General features: G+C 42.4%; 13 protein-coding genes and 1 pseudogene. 2 read left to right on the forward strand and 12 right to left on the reverse strand.

Annotated features, from left to right (window positions below; translation table 11 throughout):
• Positions 1–388: 388 nt before the first annotated feature.
• From CSV70_RS08720 to CSV70_RS08730, 3 genes are all read right to left on the reverse strand, one after another.
• Complete coding sequence (locus tag CSV70_RS08720; protein WP_158232399.1) at positions 389–1,540, reverse strand: S-layer homology domain-containing protein; 1,152 nt, start codon at positions 1,538–1,540, stop codon at positions 389–391.
• Between the two features lie 167 nt (positions 1,541–1,707).
• Positions 1,708–2,724: a DUF1835 domain-containing protein gene (locus CSV70_RS08725; protein WP_158232400.1), complete on the reverse strand. Its 1,017-nt coding sequence runs from the start codon at positions 2,722–2,724 to the stop codon at positions 1,708–1,710.
• A 261-nt stretch (positions 2,725–2,985) separates the two neighbouring features.
• On the reverse strand, positions 2,986–4,395 hold the full coding sequence (locus CSV70_RS08730; protein ID WP_233191784.1) for a YfcC family protein: 1,410 nt from the start codon (positions 4,393–4,395) through the stop codon (positions 2,986–2,988).
• A 395-nt stretch (positions 4,396–4,790) separates the two neighbouring features.
• Here CSV70_RS08730 and CSV70_RS08735 point away from each other — a divergent pair, with 395 nt between their 5' ends.
• Positions 4,791–5,711, forward strand: a complete 921-nt coding sequence (locus tag CSV70_RS08735; RefSeq protein WP_233191785.1) for a polysaccharide deacetylase family protein — start codon at positions 4,791–4,793, stop codon at positions 5,709–5,711.
• Positions 5,712–5,854: 143 nt separating this feature from the next.
• Here CSV70_RS08735 and CSV70_RS08740 read toward each other — a convergent pair whose 3' ends face one another.
• The 7 genes from CSV70_RS08740 to CSV70_RS08770 form a co-directional block, all read right to left on the reverse strand.
• Positions 5,855–7,639, reverse strand: a complete 1,785-nt coding sequence (locus tag CSV70_RS08740; RefSeq protein ID WP_158232401.1) for a choline/carnitine O-acyltransferase — start codon at positions 7,637–7,639, stop codon at positions 5,855–5,857.
• Positions 7,640–7,932: 293 nt separating this feature from the next.
• Entirely contained in the window at positions 7,933–9,918 is a 1,986-nt protein-coding gene (locus CSV70_RS08745) for a transglycosylase domain-containing protein (RefSeq protein WP_483315631.1), read from the reverse strand.
• 292 nt (positions 9,919–10,210) lie between these two features.
• The gene (locus tag CSV70_RS08750; protein WP_158232402.1) at positions 10,211–11,713 is read right to left on the reverse strand and encodes an S-layer homology domain-containing protein; all 1,503 of its coding nucleotides are present in this window, start codon (positions 11,711–11,713) and stop codon (positions 10,211–10,213) included.
• A 223-nt stretch (positions 11,714–11,936) separates the two neighbouring features.
• Positions 11,937–12,455 (reverse strand): hypothetical protein, encoded by a 519-nt coding sequence (locus tag CSV70_RS08755; RefSeq protein ID WP_143560409.1) that lies wholly within the window; start codon positions 12,453–12,455, stop codon positions 11,937–11,939.
• 146 nt (positions 12,456–12,601) lie between these two features.
• Complete coding sequence (locus CSV70_RS08760) at positions 12,602–13,144, reverse strand: AIM24 family protein (protein WP_233191786.1); 543 nt, start codon at positions 13,142–13,144, stop codon at positions 12,602–12,604.
• 91 nt (positions 13,145–13,235) lie between these two features.
• A complete protein-coding gene (locus CSV70_RS08765) occupies positions 13,236–14,495 on the reverse strand; it encodes a cytochrome P450 (protein ID WP_099628583.1) in 1,260 nt (419 codons plus the stop codon).
• 250 nt (positions 14,496–14,745) lie between these two features.
• Positions 14,746–14,889 carry an arginase family protein gene (locus CSV70_RS08770; protein ID WP_233191791.1) on the reverse strand — a complete coding sequence of 48 codons (144 nt, stop codon included), beginning with the start codon at positions 14,887–14,889 and terminating at the stop codon, positions 14,746–14,748.
• Positions 14,890–14,959: 70 nt separating this feature from the next.
• Here CSV70_RS08770 and CSV70_RS16905 point away from each other — a divergent pair.
• A pseudogene (locus CSV70_RS16905) lies at positions 14,960–15,031 on the forward strand (hypothetical protein); the annotation flags it as partial.
• Between the two features lie 24 nt (positions 15,032–15,055).
• Here the strand turns inward: CSV70_RS16905 and CSV70_RS08775 are convergent.
• Both CSV70_RS08775 and CSV70_RS08780 read right to left on the reverse strand, forming a co-directional pair.
• Positions 15,056–16,150: an S-layer homology domain-containing protein gene (locus CSV70_RS08775; protein ID WP_099628584.1), complete on the reverse strand. Its 1,095-nt coding sequence runs from the start codon at positions 16,148–16,150 to the stop codon at positions 15,056–15,058.
• A gap of 285 nt (positions 16,151–16,435) precedes the next feature.
• Entirely contained in the window at positions 16,436–17,779 is a 1,344-nt protein-coding gene (locus tag CSV70_RS08780) for an MFS transporter (protein WP_085131547.1), read from the reverse strand.
• Between the last annotated feature and the right edge of the window lie 2 nt (positions 17,780–17,781).

Raw genomic sequence — 17,781 nt, forward strand, 5'->3', positions numbered from 1 at the left:
GTTCATTGTATAATATGCCGATACAGTCTTATTGATTTCCTTCTAATGAATAAGTAACCAATTCCATAACACAGAAAAAATATTCCAATGTTAAGAAAACCAAAAGAGAATTTTCACTATTCCGAATAGGCATTTTTAAAAATAATATTTCCACTTACATAGTTGTGTGGGGACTTGGTACTTACTTTAAATTAAACAGGTCCCGAAACAATCAGGAATTGTTTCGGGACCTCGTATATTCACTTAGTTTTTTTCGCACGTTTCACCAATCCATATAGCTCTTTCCCCGAACTGTCCACTCGTTGAATTACAAAAGGTACCAGGTACACGCACAATTTCGACACAATTCTGAATAGTTTCCAAACTGTGTCGGAACCTGGTACTCGCTTCAATCAGCCGGCCCTATTTCCATGGCATATGCGCCATAGAAAAAGCTGTCCTTAACTTCAAAAGCTGTCACACTGTATCGAACTTCTTCTCCATTCGCAAAGCGGATTGTCGCGATATAGTCACCTGGCTTTTCAAGCATAATATACGTAAAATTGTATTCATTTCTTTCTATTTTTACGTTGTCAGAGATTTTCTCACCATCTACTTTGGCGAGAGCTATATTTTCCACCGTTTTATATTTCGTATTGAGCGCTACCTCTGTTGGCAGTGAATCATCCGTCTTTTCTAACGTCAAACGTAGATCGCTGCCCTCTTTTTTCACATGAACATAATACTTCTGATACATCCATTCATTTCCCGCTCTTCCCGCAATGACAAATCCACCTTTTCCTTCCTTGATCGGAATTAGTTGAACTTGATCTTGCATGCCATCTTTCTTCCCTTTCACTGCTCGGAATACGCCCGGATTCACTTCATCTGTGAGAATCGATTCGATGGTATCCCATCCTAAATCGCCCACTTCCACTGTCACGGCATTCTTCATCATTACTTGCTCTGTCGCCGCAAGCATTTTCGCGGCTTGCCCTCGTGTAATCGATGCGTTCGGGCTGAATGTTGTAGGAGATGTACCCGAAGTAATGCCGAGCTGGTAAATCACAAGTACGTCATTTGTAATGCCGACTTCCCCTTTGAACGGGTTTTTTACATCTACACTACGTGGTAAATCAAATGCTTTCACAAGAATCGCAGCCATATTTTTACGCTTAATCGGCTCATTCGGTTTGAAACTGCCGTCCGGATAACCACCGATCATTCCTTCTTCCGCCATTTTCACAATCGCTTTATAAAAACCATGAGACGCGGGTACATCTTTGAATTTCTGTCCTTTTACATCCGATGTATCCAGACCTCTCATCTTCGCAATAATCGCCGCTGCTTGTCCTCGCGTAATCGAATTCCCCGGCTTGAACGTCCCGTCTGGATAGCCACCTATGATGTTACGCTCAGCCAACTCATTCACTGCATCCGCAAAATGCTTTGACGGCGGCACATCCTTGAACGGCTGGCTACTTTCTGCGTGTGCTGCGGATAAAGGTAGGCTGCACGCCAGTAGTAGCGCACACAACCCGCCTAATAATTTCTTTTTCATCGTCTGATCTCCCCTGTCTTTTAATGTTTTTATGTATTTGTTCGCGGTATAGACGTAGGTTAGTGTATATAGTTTCATTTTATTTTCGAGAAATAAAAAAACGATAGAGCAACTGTTTTTCACAGTTTTTCTATCGTTTGGTTTGTAAGTATCAGATCAGGATTATTTCAAAATCCATCACGATCTATGTTAGGAATAGTACGATGATCTTCTATTACCCCGATCTCATATTTCCGCCAGTCCCCAAGATCCCCTTTGGACGCGAGCTCTCCGTGCCGGATCAGTTCCTTTACACGGTATTCAATCCACGTATCACCTGTGTACTGTTCTAGTTCTCCATATACTTGTCCAATGAGACGCAGTACGTTGTAATATTCACCGGGATACTCCGATTGTAGCTGACGTGCACATTCCATGATGAACGAGTCGTGGCGATCTTCATCCGAGCTCCACAGTTCGTCGTATTGCCAAGTTCGTAAGTAAGACCCATCATACATGAGTGATTTGCCTTCCTGTTCAATTGCTATGCGGCGGGCTGGATTCCATTTCCATGGTTCGTAGTGCGCGTACAGTTCGAGCAGCTGTTCAGGCGACAGTTCACTAGAACGTAGGATGTGAATTTCTTCGCTATGCTTTGTGGTTCTGTACAGAGATTCGAATGCTTTGGTCGTGTTGAGTTCGCTGATTTCATTTGGCCGACCACTCAGGAGGTAAGTGGCAAATCGCAGGCCAGTTTGTTCTGCTGCGTTATTACCTGCCCAGAGGATGATTGGTAAGTGTGGAGGAATGCGTTTGATATCCTGTACCGCACAACGGAATTCGTTCTCTTGTTCTTGGATGTCACCACGAAGATGTTCTTGAAGCCAACAGAATCGATTCTTGATTCCCTCATCTGTATGGAGTGATTCAACTGGACCGATTGATAGGATGTCGGGTAGTGATATGATTTGCTCGGTTGACTTTAAGGGCTCTTTGCGGAATGCATGTCGTAGAGCTCCCGCAAACGCACGATCAAAGACGATGTGGACGGTTTGTGGGCGAATTTCATCCACAGAGAGCAGCGACCTTGTTATTTGCCCAAGCGCCGTATCGTCCAATCGCTCCGCTTGAATGAAAAGCTGCTCGACAATTGTTTTTGCTTGTTGCGGAGTGAATGGTTTTCTTGGTTGGTAATTTTCATTCATTTGCATTGTACTCCTTTTTATAAAAGGTACCAGGTCCGCACACAACTTAAACACAATTCAGAATAGTCTCTGAATTGTGTTGGGACCTGTTACTCGTTTCAAAACTGATGATTTCCTGAAATAAGAAGCGTGGAATTCGAAGAGAACATGAATACAGGTACCTGCGCTTGAAACTCTCATGATGGTTTAAACATTCATGGGTGTTTCTTGCATAGGTACCTGCTTTTTGATCTGTTCGAGGAGCGATAGTTCGCCTATCCCTTAAGCATAATTAATCAGTTGAGCAATGACTAAGAATACAATGGCAAGCCCATACCATATTAAAAGGAGTGGCCAAATGAATTTCACCCATTTGCTCCACTGGATACCGACAATTGCTAAAGCTGCCATAAAGTATCCTGACGTCGGGTAGAAGATGTTGGAGAAACCATCTCCGAATAAGAATGCAAGGACTGCCGTTTGTCTAGATACACCTGACAAGTCTGCAAGCCCAGACATAATGGGCATAGTAACCATCGCTTGTCCACTTCCCGATGGTATCAGGAAGTTCAGTAACGCTTGGACGACTAACATAATCGTGGCGGTAACACTACTTGGCATTGCTGCTACTAGATTCCCAGCTGCATATGTGATCGTATCCATAATATTTCCATCATTTAGCACAACTGCGACTCCACGTGCAACACCAACGACTAACGCTCCTAAAAGGATATTTTTAAAACCCTCTATAAATGATTCCGAAATTTGAGATACTCCGAGACCTGCAACCAGACCCACAACGATCCCGGTCATAATATATAAACCAGATAGTTCCCGGAAATACCAGCCGTGTTCGAACAAGCCCCAGAGTAAAACGCCAAATGCAATCAACACAATAACAGAAGCAAGTTTTTGCCTGGTTGTTGCTTTCAGCTCATCCGTAACTAGCATTGCTTCACTCTGAGTTACATCAGAAGCATCATATGTAATACTTAACTCGGGATTACTTCGCACTTTTTTAGCGTAGCGAACGACGAATAATATACCAACTAAAAGTATAGTAGCAAGAATAACAACTCGATAACCCATTCCAGAGTATAACGGCAGTTGAGAAACCGTCTGGGAAACACCTAAGTTTGGAGGAGATGTAAGTCCGATAGTAAATCCGGAGATTGTGGCTACAAGTACTGTTCCTGCTGCTGTAACCTTATCAAAACCCAATTTAAGCATAAGTGGTAAAATAGCAGGCAAGTAAATTAAGGACAATTCCACTTGACCCGTAAACGTAGTAATAATGGCAAAAGGGATCATCAAAATCGGAATCACCCATAGTCCTCTAGTTGAAAACATATTTGCTAATTTTCCAACGCCGATACTAATAATTCCAGTTCGTTCAATGACTGCGAACATACCGCCAATCATTAACACTCCAAAAATAATTTCTGCTGTCTCAATCAACCCAGTTGGAATGGCAAACATAAAGTCAAATAGACCAACCGGTGTTCTTTCAACCAATTCGAAAGTATCGGGATTAATAACCTCCCTACCGTCTTCCATCGTCACACGCTCGTATTCACCCGCAGGTACGATATAACTTGCAAGGGAAGCCAAGATAATAATCATAAATAGGACAACGAAAATATGAGGCATGGAGAATTTCTTCTTTTCACTTTTCACTTCATTTTCTTTCACTAAAACGTATCTCCTTTTTACCATTCAAACGACTCATCACACATGTTTTTTGGAGTCTAGAACTTTGATGTTATTTTTCTTGTTACCTATCTCCTTTCTATTCATTCGCAGTAAACAGGAGTTTCAAGAATGAAAAGATTCCATCAATTACGGCAAACGAATACGTTCTATACTATATAGTTTGTTCGTATTAATCAAGACCTCCTTCACCAAAGGTACCAGGTCTCCACACAACTTTAGTTTAATTCTGAATTGTTTCTGAATTGTGTGGGGACCTGGTACCCAAATCAGCATACTTATTCAAGTACAGGAAACACTACTGACTAGAGAAGAGGTGATATAAACTGAAACGGTTCTGGCTTATTTCTTTTATTGCTTGTATAGGAATACTTTACTTGGTTCTTTTCACCAATCATTTTGGAACAAACCCGAATCGAGTAAGCACTGTCGCCGCAACTAAAAATGGCAATGACAGACTGACGACAGAATTAGAATCATTCAGCAAGGCGCATCATATCCCCGCGGTGGATGCAAAGGTCGACAGAGTCTGGAAAGCCATCCCCGGTTACAATGGACTGGAAGTGGATCTGAAAGCCAGTTACAAAAAAATGAAAGCGATTGGTAAATTGGATGAAGCAAAAGTCGTGTACAAAGAAACTTCCCCCTCTGTTCATTTGAAAGATCTAGGCCCCCACCCCATTTTCAAAGGAAATCCTGATAAACCGATGGTGTCTTTTTTAATTAATGTTGCCTGGGGGAATGAATATATTCCTGAAATTTTGGACGTATTAAAGAAGCATAACATCCAAGCCTCCTTCTTCTTCGACGGTAGCTGGGTGAGTAAAAATCCCGATTTAGCTAAAATGATTCACAATGAGGGGCATGAAATTGGGAACCATGCTTACAGCCATCCCGATTTACAGCAGAAATCAGAAGCTGAAACAATGGAAGAACTGAAAAAAACAAATGATGTCATCATGAAAACACTCGGAATCACATCGCCCAAGTGGTTCGGCCCTCCAAGCGGCAGCTTTAATCAGCAAACGGTTGAAACCGCAAGCCAGCTAGGAATGCATACGGTTTTATGGACGGTTGATACAGTCGACTGGAAAAAGCCGGCGACCAATGAAATGGTGAACAGGGTCGTATCTCAAGTGGAGAACGGCTCGATGGTTTTAATGCACCCGACTAAACCTGTAGCTGAAGGAATGGAAGATATGATTACACAAATCACAGAGAAAGGTTTTCGTCTGGGGACCGTCAGTGAACTGATGAATGAAAAACGTGTGAACGGCACAGCATGGGATGATGAATGAGGTGACTATGCAAAACAAAAAACTCTCCTGACCGTAACCGGTTCGGAGAGTTTTTTTACAAACGGTACCACAAACGGTACCAGGTCCCCACACAACTCTAGTACAATTCAGAATTGTTTCCAAATTGTGTGGGGACCTGGTACCTAAAGAATACGTTTCGCAATCTGTCTTAATTCTAAAAATGCATCTACCAAATGATTGGTTAACTTCTGCGCATGATCTGCTTCATCAGCATTGGAGGAAATATTAATAGAAATCGTTTGATCCAATAAAATATAAGCGAGTCCAAAACCGCCTTCAACGACTGGGCCGAATATCCGATACTTTACATTGTCATAAGCCATACCACTCGTCGAAATAAAATCATGACGCATTGTCAAATAGCCAGCGTCGGTAAAAAGTGCAGGAGTATCCGTCATACCGATGTCTCCACCGTGCAACTTATACATTTGCTCCAAGCCATACATATGTCTTTCAACACCGAATCCTTTACGACACGTTATGATTCGATTTGTATGAGCCGCGCTCGCCTTTTGCATTAAGGCATACAACACTTCATTACTTTCTGCACCGCTTTCTAGCGCTTTCACCAAGTTCAGCTTCTCCATACTGGTCGCTCTCGCACATTCTGTTCTTCCCTCATAAAATGCACGGACTGAAACGGGTTCATAAACGCTTCTACATACGCCAAACGTTCTGTACTGTGCAATTTGTAAGGCCATATGAAAAAAAGCGTCCGGACTAATATTCATGTTTTTGATTTCATCTGAACCAAAGCTGTTGAAAGTTCTCGTTTTAATAGAAAACGCTTTTTTGGCTCTCGCATTTTCTTTTTCGAATTTCATTAACGACTTCTCAATTTCCGCAGATAATTCCCATTGTTGTTTTTCCATTAAAGTGGGTTCAGTTGTATATATTGTTTCAGGCTCTTCACTTTCCAGGCCTTCATTTACATAGCTGATGACAGCAAATATCGTCGTACCATCAACCGAAGAATGCTCGATGCTATAACCCAACTCACCTTTTTTAGTGAGGATTACTTGGATGGTTTTATCAAAGTATTTGTTCGTTCCATTTAACATTAAGTTCTCAATCGCTTCTTCCGAATTACTACTTTCCTCATCCATAGACAAGACAATTAGCGAATCCGCTATCGTTTGTAGAATATCCGCATTCACTTTAGATACGGTGAGTTGATCATATATCTTCGCAGCTTCGTCTCTTTTGGCAGTTGTAAAAATTCCTACGTTGCTGCCTTCACTTTGCTCTTCTTGAAAGGATCTTTCAATAGCATTTGCGATTTCACTGCTATGATACATTTCCCCTTTACTATTGGTTACGTTCACTTTATAAACATTTCTTTTATATAAAATAATGACATGGTTATTTCTTTTCTCGAATGCCGCTAGCCTAAATTCATCTCTTTCGACTCGTGGAATGCGAATGGACTTAAAAAACTTCTTATATTGACTCATATCCTGGGGCACGCCATTTTGTATGACTGGCGCTACTTCGCCATCAATTATTAAATGATATAACTCCGTGACTAAACGGCTTATCCTTCCCGCAAGTTCCGCACGTGTATATCGATTTTCATGCTTTTTATTATCTAATAAAATATTGAAATGCATGCCCGTTGGCAAAGGGTCGCGAAATTTCAAATACATATTATCCCATAAAGGCTTGAGCCAACTACCTTCCATTTTGCTATCCCATTCGCACAATTTTTTTTGAAGTCTTTCTGCGTCTCCATCGACTTTGAAGAAATGGTTAACAGCCTTCGTAGTTGCTTTAAGTTGTTCATCGTTTAAAAGAGGTTCAACCCATTCAAGCAGTTTCTCCTTTGTACTCGTTAATGGCGGTATTGGTAAAGAGGGTAATTCATTTTCGTAAGCAAATGTCTTTTTTATAATAATTAGTCCCTTCATGTTCATTTCTAAGCGATTATCATTTTTCACGCTAAAAAGAAGATCGGATTTCCAATCTTCTTTTCGAGCAATTTATTTGTTGTTGTTTTGGCATTCAATAAAATCGTTTGACCGAAACCGAATTTCAATCGCGATATGTACTGATAATAATTGTAAACAGTTGGTTTAACAAAATCAAACATTATAACATTTTTACGTTCATGATAACAATAAAGGTACCTGTGCACGAAACTTTCATGATGGTTTAAATGACCATGTTTGTTTCTCACACAAGCACCTTATTTCCGTTGCCTTTAGTCCTCTTTACCTGTAAACCAGTTCCGTCCCCACTTTTCAATTTCTTCCCAAAACTCTTTTTTCTTCTCTTTCTTTTCTCTTTCTTCTTTTGTCTTTTTCTTCTGCTTCTTCAGCTCTTTTATTTCTTTATCAATTAACGACAAATCAAATTTCTTCGCAGTCCATTCGCTGGATGATTTTGAAACAACTTGCGCAAAAATGGGCGGTGCGGTAACGCTACTGGTGGAGGTTAAATAATGGTCGGCATCTGTTTGATCATATCCGAGCCAGACCGCACCGGCAATATCCGGTGTATAGCCAACGAACCAATGATCCTTTGAACCGTCCACTCCTTCAAACGGGAGCTGTGTGGTGCCGGTCTTCCCCGCCACGTCCACACCAGAAATTTGTGCTCTTTTGGCAGTCCCTTGCTCTACAGCCCCTTGCAGCATATAGGTCATTTGCTGGGCAACTTCCGGATCTGTCACCTGTACAGACTCACCCCGCCACTTCCCAAGCACTTTTCCTTCCGAATCTTTAATTTCTGTGATCGCATGCGCTTCCTCCATCACTCCATCATTCGCAAACGCAGAAAACGCTTGAGCCAGCCGCAAAGGAGAAGTGCCTTTGGCCATTCCTCCCAAGGCTAATCCAAGTGTACGATCATTTTTTTCTAATGGAATGCCAAACCGTTCAACAGCACGGATTCCATTTTTGATGCCGATCTGATCCAATAGCCAAACGGGAGGGATATTATACGATTGTGCGAGTGCATCGTACATAGTCACGTGCCCCCTATATTTCTGATCAAAGTTTTTCGGAGAGTAGCCATTCATATCGATAGGTTCATCCACAAGCAAATCCGACATATGGTACCCTTTCTCAAGTGCCGGAGTATAGACGGCAAGCGGCTTTAACGCAGATCCAGGCTGCCGTATGAGGTCAGTCGCATTATTGAAGCGTTCTTGCGTATACTCTCCTCTCCCACCGACTAACGCTAGGATCCCGCCTGTTTTAGGGTTAAGGAAAACAGAGGCGCTCTGCAAAAGTTGATCTGGGGTACTCTTCGGAAAAAATCTATCATCCGCATACACTTCTTCCAGCGCATTCTGGACTACCGGATTGATTTCTGTCGTAATATGCAAACCGCCCGACAGCACTTCATTTCTCGTCAAATGGTACGTATTGACCGCCTCGTCCACTACACGGTCGATATAATACGGATATTTCCCTTTATAATCTGGCACTGTCGAATCAGCCAGTTCTACTTTCTGTCCTATCGCTTCATCGTATTCTTCCTGACTACTATACTGTTCACGCAGCATCAACGACAACACCAGATTGCGCCGTTTTATCGACTTTTCCATATTTTTCGTAGGCGATAAATACGAAGGTGCTTTAATGATGCCTGCTATTGTCGCAGATTCGCTTAACGTCAAATCACTGACATCTTTACCGAAATAGGTCTGCGCCGCACGTTGAACGCCCCACGCCCCGTCGCCGAAATAGATTTGGTTGAGGTAACGTTCCATGATCTCATCTTTCGAATACACCCGTTCAATCTTCTTTGCGAGGATCAGTTCTTTAAATTTACGCGAGTACGTACGCTCCTGCGTCAAAAATGCATTTTTCGCAAGTTGCTGCGTAATCGTACTGCCCCCTGCCACGATTTTGCCTTTGAACGCGTTCTCGAGTAAGGCGCGTCCCATCCTCAAATAATTAATCCCGTGATGTTTGTAGAATCGTTGATCTTCCACGGAGACGACGGCTTCGATCAACGGCTTCGGAATCTGGTCGATCGATACACCTTCAATATTCGAGTTCGAAACCTTACTGATGATTTCTCCGTTCGGATCGTAAATAACCGTCGATCTAGGTGCGGGCCCTTCAAGTTTACTTACATCGCTGAACGTTATGAAGACATTCAGTACGAGTAGTGTGCAAAGAACGGCAAGCAGTACACTGATGGATACGAAACGGATGATCTTTTTCTTCAGACTCATTTTCTTTATTGGCGTTTTTTTACGCTGTTGTTCTTTATATTCGGATCTTTTCATATAGGTTTCACCTGCTTTATGCTGCGGATTTTTATTGGTAGTATACAGCATAGTATAGACGATGGAGGTGTTTGAAAGTTGCGGATTTTGTCTTTTGGGGGATTTTGGTACGAGTGTATGTAAAAAAGATAGTACTCAGAAGTTGGTCTTTTTGATAATATCTTAATAAAAATACCTGTGCACGAAACTTTCATGATGGTTTACACATTCACGTTTGTTTCGCGCACAGGTACCTTATTTAATAATTAAGTTCATAAATTTGTGAAGCAGAAACCTGAATCAGGCCATTTAGATCACGAACTTTTATTTCCATGCCAGTGATCATACCTGATACCCCGTCCCCCACTTCACCCGTAAAATAAACGGGATTTTCAAACTTCACTTCAACTGTGCCGACTTTCTTAGCTGTAACATGAAATACATTCGTTCCGGGATCTCTTGTAATTTTTGCAATATGTTCCGCATTTTTCGTGACAACAGTGTGCTTCCCGATATTTCGTGCCGCTATCTTATCATAATATCCATTCTTTTCAAACAGCTCTTCCACGTTGAATGTATAAGACGGACGCTCTCTCAGCACATCCATGTCGTAATGAAAATAAGCATGCTCCGGCTCTTTCATATGAATCGCATAGCGGATTTCTTCACCGCTCGCCAATTGAGCAACGGCATAATAGTTACCCGGCTGGCGAATCGTGATACAAGTCTTTTGATCTTCTTTGCACATATGGAGAGCTGCGTCGTCCTCTAGCAAATCACCAGTTACTGAATACAATCTGACTTTCTTGACTTTCTCAGCTTTAGACAATTCCAACGGCGCCTCTGTCGGCAAGTAATCATCTGTTTGCTCAATCGATAGCTTCAGTCCGTCAGCTGTTTTTTTTACATGCACATAATATTTCCGGTAGATCTCCTCATCTTCATTCATCGGCGAGTCCCCGTTATATCCGCTGACATTCAGTGTCGCAGTCCCTTCTTTCAGTGCAATAAGTTGCAGTCTACCCGGTCCATACGCTGTGTCGCGAGTGACAATCGACTCGTACACGTCCTGATCCTCTTTCCAAATCACTGAATATATTCCGTCCATCCCAAGCTCTTCCGGTTTAAATGAAACCATCGCAGGTTTTTCATCTTCTGTTGCTTTCACCATCTTAGCTGCTTGTCCCCTCGTCACCGGCTGATTCACACCAAAACGGTCCGACGCAATGCCGCCCGCAATTCCAAACTGGTGAAGTATCAAAATGCTGGCACTGTGAGACTGGTTGCCCGCGACGTCTTTAAACGGATTTTTCATTCCGTAGAAATCATAACGCGGCAAATCGAAAGCTTTTACAAGAATAGAAGCGAGCTGTCCCCGTTTCACTGGATCATTCGGACCAAACCGGCCATCTTCATAACCGCCAATGACATTTGCCTGCGCCAGTGCGGCAATTGCCTGATAAGAACCGTTTGTTTTTGCCACATCCTTGAAATGCGGATCTTTCACGTTTGAAGTGTCCATACCTGTCAGTTTCACAATAATTGCAGCAGCCTGTCCGCGTGTCACTGGATTGCCGGGCTTAAATGTTCCATCTGGATAGCCACCAATGACATGCCGTTCCGCTAGTTCATTCACCGCTTGTGCAAAATGCTTGCTCGCCGGCACATCAGAAAATATTTGTTCTCCAGCCGCATAGCCAGCAAATGGAGAACTGCACGCCAGCACCAATGCGCCAAACATCGTTATAATTTTCTTCTTCACATTTGTTATCCTCCCCATCATGGATCTGTTTGTCGATTCATCGTACAGACGGAGATGTCTGGAAAAAGTTTCAATCTTTTGGAGATTTCTTTTTAAAAAACTTATCATTGGGGTTTTGAATCTTCCCAAGTAATAAAGGTACCTGCGCGTGAAACTTTCATGATGGTTTACACATTCATGTTTGCTTCTTGCACAGATACCTTATTTTAAACAGAACGTCTATTTACATTTTTGAATAGATGTCCTTCATTTTATTTTCGAATTCGATATACTTCGTTTCATACTCGTCAAGATGTTCACCGCTTGTCCCAAACTTCTCCACTACTTCTGCTGCGGCCGTCTTTAGTTTTTCGAAGTCTTCAGTCATGCCAAGTTCTTCAATTTCTTTGTGGAAATATCCGATATATGTAATTGTAGATTTAGCAAGAAATTGTTCAGCGTGCGCAAAATTCTCTCGATAGTCAGAGCCCTCTTTCATGCTATTTACGGAGTCTTCAACGAAACTTTTCACGCTTGAATATTCCGAGAAGAAGGCTTCTTCCAAGTCGTCGGTTTCTTCATTGAATTCGTTGACCATTGGTGGACGTTCCATCACTTCGACTTTTGACTCATTGTCTTGTGCCGGCTCGACTTTTTGCACTGGTGAATCGACTTGCTGCGTTTTTTCGTCATCCGTTCCGCAACTCGCTAACAATAGCCCAAGGATCACAAACGATCCCAATGCATGATTCATCTTTTTCAATTCAAACTCCCCTTCCATTTTTACTTTATCCTAACATATTGCTTGAAATTTAAAATACCTGCGCGTGAAACTTCCATGAATGGTTAAACATTCATGTTTGTTTCTCACACAAGTACCTTATTTTAATAGAATCCTGTATTCCGAATTTATTGAAGGAACGGCGCCATTAATACTTTTCCTGTTCCGCGGTAGACATTTACCAATCCTTCGCCTGAAGCCGCCGAACCCATAAGTGTTTTTCCAGAGCGCTCGACAGTAAATTCTAAACCGCCTGACCAAGCAATCGCCATATTCCCATCGATTTTCAACTCATCATTTTCTAACTCGATTTCTATAAGTTCCTCTCTCGAAACGGAAGATTCCAGTGCAATTGTTCCTTGTCCAGTAAGTCCAAGATTGAAAAGACCTTCCCCACCGAGTGCAGCAGAAGAAAGATTTGAGCGCATTACGGCCTTATGTTTTAATCCTGAATCACAAGCTAAAAAGAGTCCGTCTTCAATGACGAGTGACTGATCCCACTCGTCAACATCCAGTAGCAAAATATGCTTGAACGTAGGTTCTAAAACAAGTGTACCGGTTCCCGTGTATTCAGGTTTAACAAACGGTACCAGGTCCCCACACAATTTGGAAGCTATTCTGAATTCAAACAGAGTTGTGTGAGGACCTGGCACTCGCTTTCTTCCAATCAAAAAAGAGCTTCCTGATCCAATTCGATCAGAAAGCTCCTCTATTTACTTGATTCAACTAATACCTACTTTACGTAATAAACAGATAAACGGTTTACTCTTTGAACAACAATGCTTTACTAGTCGGATAAGTTGGGAACTGATTCATCGGAATCGTCCAATCTTGCTCCGGTACAGTAAATTCGTATTTATTCACTAACTGGTCAGAAAAGACGCGCATGCTGTGAAGAGTAATCCATTCGCCCGCACAACGGTGCATTTCTCTGAACTTCCCGCCACCTTGTGCAATCATTTCATATTGCTCTTCATAAGAAATATCTTTCGCTTTCCCTACATATCGCCTACTGTCAAACTGTTCTGGAGAAGCGATAGTTCGCTCATCATGGTTACTTCCGTAAAGATCTAGCACTACCCAGCTATCTTTCGGAATCAAGTACCCATCCACTTCTACATCCTTCACAGTAATCGCAGGTAGCATAGGGAAAAATGGATAGTAACGACGCATTTCTTGAATGAAAGAATCTTGTAAGTTGTCAAAATCAGCTTTTAACTCTTCAAAAACATCTTTCTTAGCGAAAAGTGCGTGCCCCATCAATGCCACCCAGACGGTTAATGCTACAGTTGGGCGGATGATATTTAACAACTCAACTGCTGCTACCTCCACCGGTAACAACTCTCCGTCAAGTTGGGTCGCATTGGCAAAAGCATATAAAGCCAAATGTTCTTTTCCTGGAACGGGGTGCTTTCTTGCTTCTTCTATGAGATCCTGAGCCCATTTTTCGGACTCCTTACGATCCGCTATTCCTTTTACGTGATCAACAGGCGAAGTAACCGCGCCACTAATCATGGAAATTTGGTTTCGTGCAAGTTTTTCTACCAGTTTTGCATCAAATTTTTCCAAGTTAATACCAGCCCATTCCGAGATGGTAGTAAACAACACTCTATTCGCGAGGTCAAACAACTCAAATTCACCGTGCTGTTTATCTAACTCCTTTGACACATTTTCCGCTAACAACTCATGGTACGCTTCCATTCTATCGGGTGTCATCAAATCCATGAAATAGTTCTTGCGGTGATGATGCTCTTCTCCATCTAACGTCTGGACACCGTCTTCACCAAACAAAGTTTTCAACACCGGTTTAGGCATAGCTCCAGTTCGTTTAAAATACTTCGGATTATAAAATGTACGAGCAGCTTCTTCCCCGTAAATGACCGTTATGTCCTTCGTTAAAAAATTAGCTTTTACAACGGGTGCCCCCACGTCTTCGCGCAGCTCACCTAAAAGATGATATCCTGAATTCATCAGTTCCTTCACATCGGTTAATTTAACTTTTGTTTCGGGTACTTGTTTCATTCATTCTCACTCCTGTTATATTTTCATATATCATGCAGTACATTCATGCGTTATTGTTCTATTACCTCATATGTACTCTAATAAACATTATAGGAATATATTATGTATGCACAGGGACAAAAGGTACCAGGTCCGCACACAACTCTAGCTCAATTCAGAATTGTTTATGATTTGTATCGGGACCTGGTACCCACACAAAAAGCCATGCAACGAATAAAATATATTCGCTGCATGGCTATAGTAGTTTCTATCAGTTCGTACGTTTTTCTTTGTTTTTAAGAATATGGCCCATGAAATTCAACATCGTCATAGCGGCTACCCGAGTCGTGGCGCCAGTAGGATCATATTGAGGAGCAACTTCAACTAGGTCGAAACAAACGGCATCTCCCCCTATTCAAGACTTTATTGAATCACTCTTCAATTTTCTAAAGAGATTATTGTTCGTAAGTGATGGATTATTGGAAATGCGCCAACTATTATTGCGGTTCGGCCTGGTAGCTACCATTTTAAAAATCAACAAGTCCCGAAACAATCAGGAATTGTTCCGGGACCTCGTATATTCACTTAGTTTTTTTTACACGTTTCACCAATCCATACAGCTCTTTCCCCGAACTATCCACTCGTTGAATCAGTCCAATATCTTTCGCGTAGTATTCGAATACTGTTTTATTATCCCATGGCATATAATTCTCAATTACTAGCACGTCACGGTACTCTATTTTACGAACAGTCTTCACAGCACTCGTGTCTGTAATCCAAATATTCCCGTAGCTAACCGGCCCGATATCGTTTGCACTGTGGATCTGAGTAACAACAAAAGGAGACGGAATGTATTGATCATAGTGGAACCAATCATCGTAAGCTTCTGCGTAAGACCAGGAGTTTTGCATATAGCCTAGACGAGGAATTGATTCATGTTTCGTTTCATTGTGTATACGCCAATAAGCCAAGCCATTTTCTTCTTTTCTATCATATTCATAGCGATAATTACTAGAGCCGTCTGTGTAGTAATACGTATAATTCGGATCGGGCATAATATTCATCGCTCTCGTTGTAAGTGCGCGGGCTAGAAATGCCGAGAAATGCGAACGTGTAATGAGCTGTTTCGGTTTGAATGTACCCTCTGGATATCCAGTGGCGATATTGTTGGACGACACTCTCAAAATATCTGTGTGAAACTCAGAATGAGGAGGGACGTCACTGTACCGCGGACTTTCTGCTCCCTTTTTATGCACCTTCAAATTAAATGCTTTACTCATCAACCTTGCCATAAATGCGCGAGAAATACTGGATTCGGGTTTGAAGTTCACCGCATTTGAAAACAGTCCCGCATTATACGCAGCCGCTATTTCATTGTAATAGGGATGGGATTTGGGTACGTCCTTATAGTTAGGATCCCGCAAATTCGTCATTGGAAGATCCAATGCCTGAACAAGCATTGCAGCAATATGCTTCTTTGCTATTGGCTCATTCGGCTTAAATTTCCCGTCCGGATACCCGCTTATAATTCCGCGGTCTGCCAAGTAATTGACTTCCACGTACAGCGACGACGTATTCTTATTCATGTCTTTAAAACTTGCAGCTTGTACATTCTGCATCGTTCCTGTTACAGCCATTAGAAACATCACACACACCACAATCCACTTTTTCAACAATAGATGCCCCCCATAAATTCATTTTTTGCACACCCTATATATGTATGATTGGCGCAAGGTACATATGCATAATAAAAGAGAACTATTTAATAAACTTTGTTTACTCAATGCCGAACTGGACACGGAGCCCCACTTGAGTTCCGTGTCTTGATACAATTTCAATTTAATGACAATATAGTACTTGAAGTAACACCTGAATTTTTCTGAGTTGTGTTGGAATCTGTTACCTCATCTAACGAATAAGAGCTCCCAACAGTCAATCTGTCGGGAGCTCGTAGAAACTGATTATTCGCGTACCTCTGCTGCAGTAGTGAGCAATGGTTCCGCGGACACGCGCGGTTTGACCTCTTCTTCATGGACAGTTTCATCGTAATGCGAAACTTTTCTCGTGTCTGGTGAGAATATGGCCAAAACTAGCGAAACGAGAAGGGCTACTATCATGAATCCGCCGAAAATCCATGGAGATGGGCCGTAATTAGCCGCCATGGCAGTCCATAACATCGGTCCGAACCCGACAATCGCAGCGGCTATTTGATACCCGAGGGACATCCCTGTATATCTGACATTCGCAGGGAACAGCTCTGAGAAAAATGTCCCTTGTGTCGCAAAAATTGCAGCCCAGACGACACCGAGCAATACGATCTGCATGATGAAGAATGTGGACGTACTGCTTGAAATGCCGATGAAATACGGAATTGCCAGCACCAGCATGCCGATCAACCCAGAAATATAAATTACTTTACGTCCGATGAAGTCAGACAGGTATCCAACAACAGGTATTGTGATCAGCATCGTCGCACAGCTCAGCGAAAGTGCAAGCAGTGCCGTGTCCCGTGAGTAGCCGATATACGTTGTAGCGTACACCAGAATAAATGACATTAGGAATACGTTGAAAAAGCCGTCGCCCAGTTTAAGACCGATGATTCGGAACATATCCTTGGAATTGTTTCTGAACAGCGTCAGTACAGGCATCTTCTCAATATTGCCAGATTCTTTACGCTGCTGAAATTCTGGGGTTTCTTCGATGCTACTTCGTATCCAGAGGGCAAGTACAATGAGTACTCCGCTGAACAGGAACGGAATTCTCCAGCCCCATGCCATGAACTGCGCTTCCGTAGTGAAGCTGTTAATAAGTGTGAAGCTGAATGTGCCAAGCACTAGCCCGATCGGTACGCCTAGTTGTGGGATCGAACCGAACAACCCGCGTACTCCTTTGCTGGCATTCTCCGTAGCAAGAAGGACAGCTCCGCCCCATTCTCCCCCAAGAGAAATTCCCTGAATCAACCGCAGTATGACAAGCATGGCTGGTGCCAGGATACCGACTGCCGCGTAGGTCGGCAGCAATCCAATCAAGAAAGAACTACCGCCCATCCCGATGAGCGTGATCATCAAGGAAGCTTTCCGTCCAATCCGATCTCCCACATGGCCAAATATAATACTGCCTAGCGGTCGTGCTGCATATCCCGCTCCGAATGTGGCAAATGCAATCAGAATGGAAACGGCGGGATTTTCATTCGGGAAGAAAAGTGTGGTAAATACAATTCCAGTGGCTGTTCCGTATAAGTAAAAGTCATACCATTCAATAATGGAACCTGACAAACTTGCCAACAATATTTTAATCTTTTTCATGA

The organism is Sporosarcina sp. P25 (assembly GCF_002743235.1).
Taxonomy (GTDB): Bacteria; Bacillota; Bacilli; order Bacillales_A; family Planococcaceae; genus Sporosarcina; species Sporosarcina ureae_B.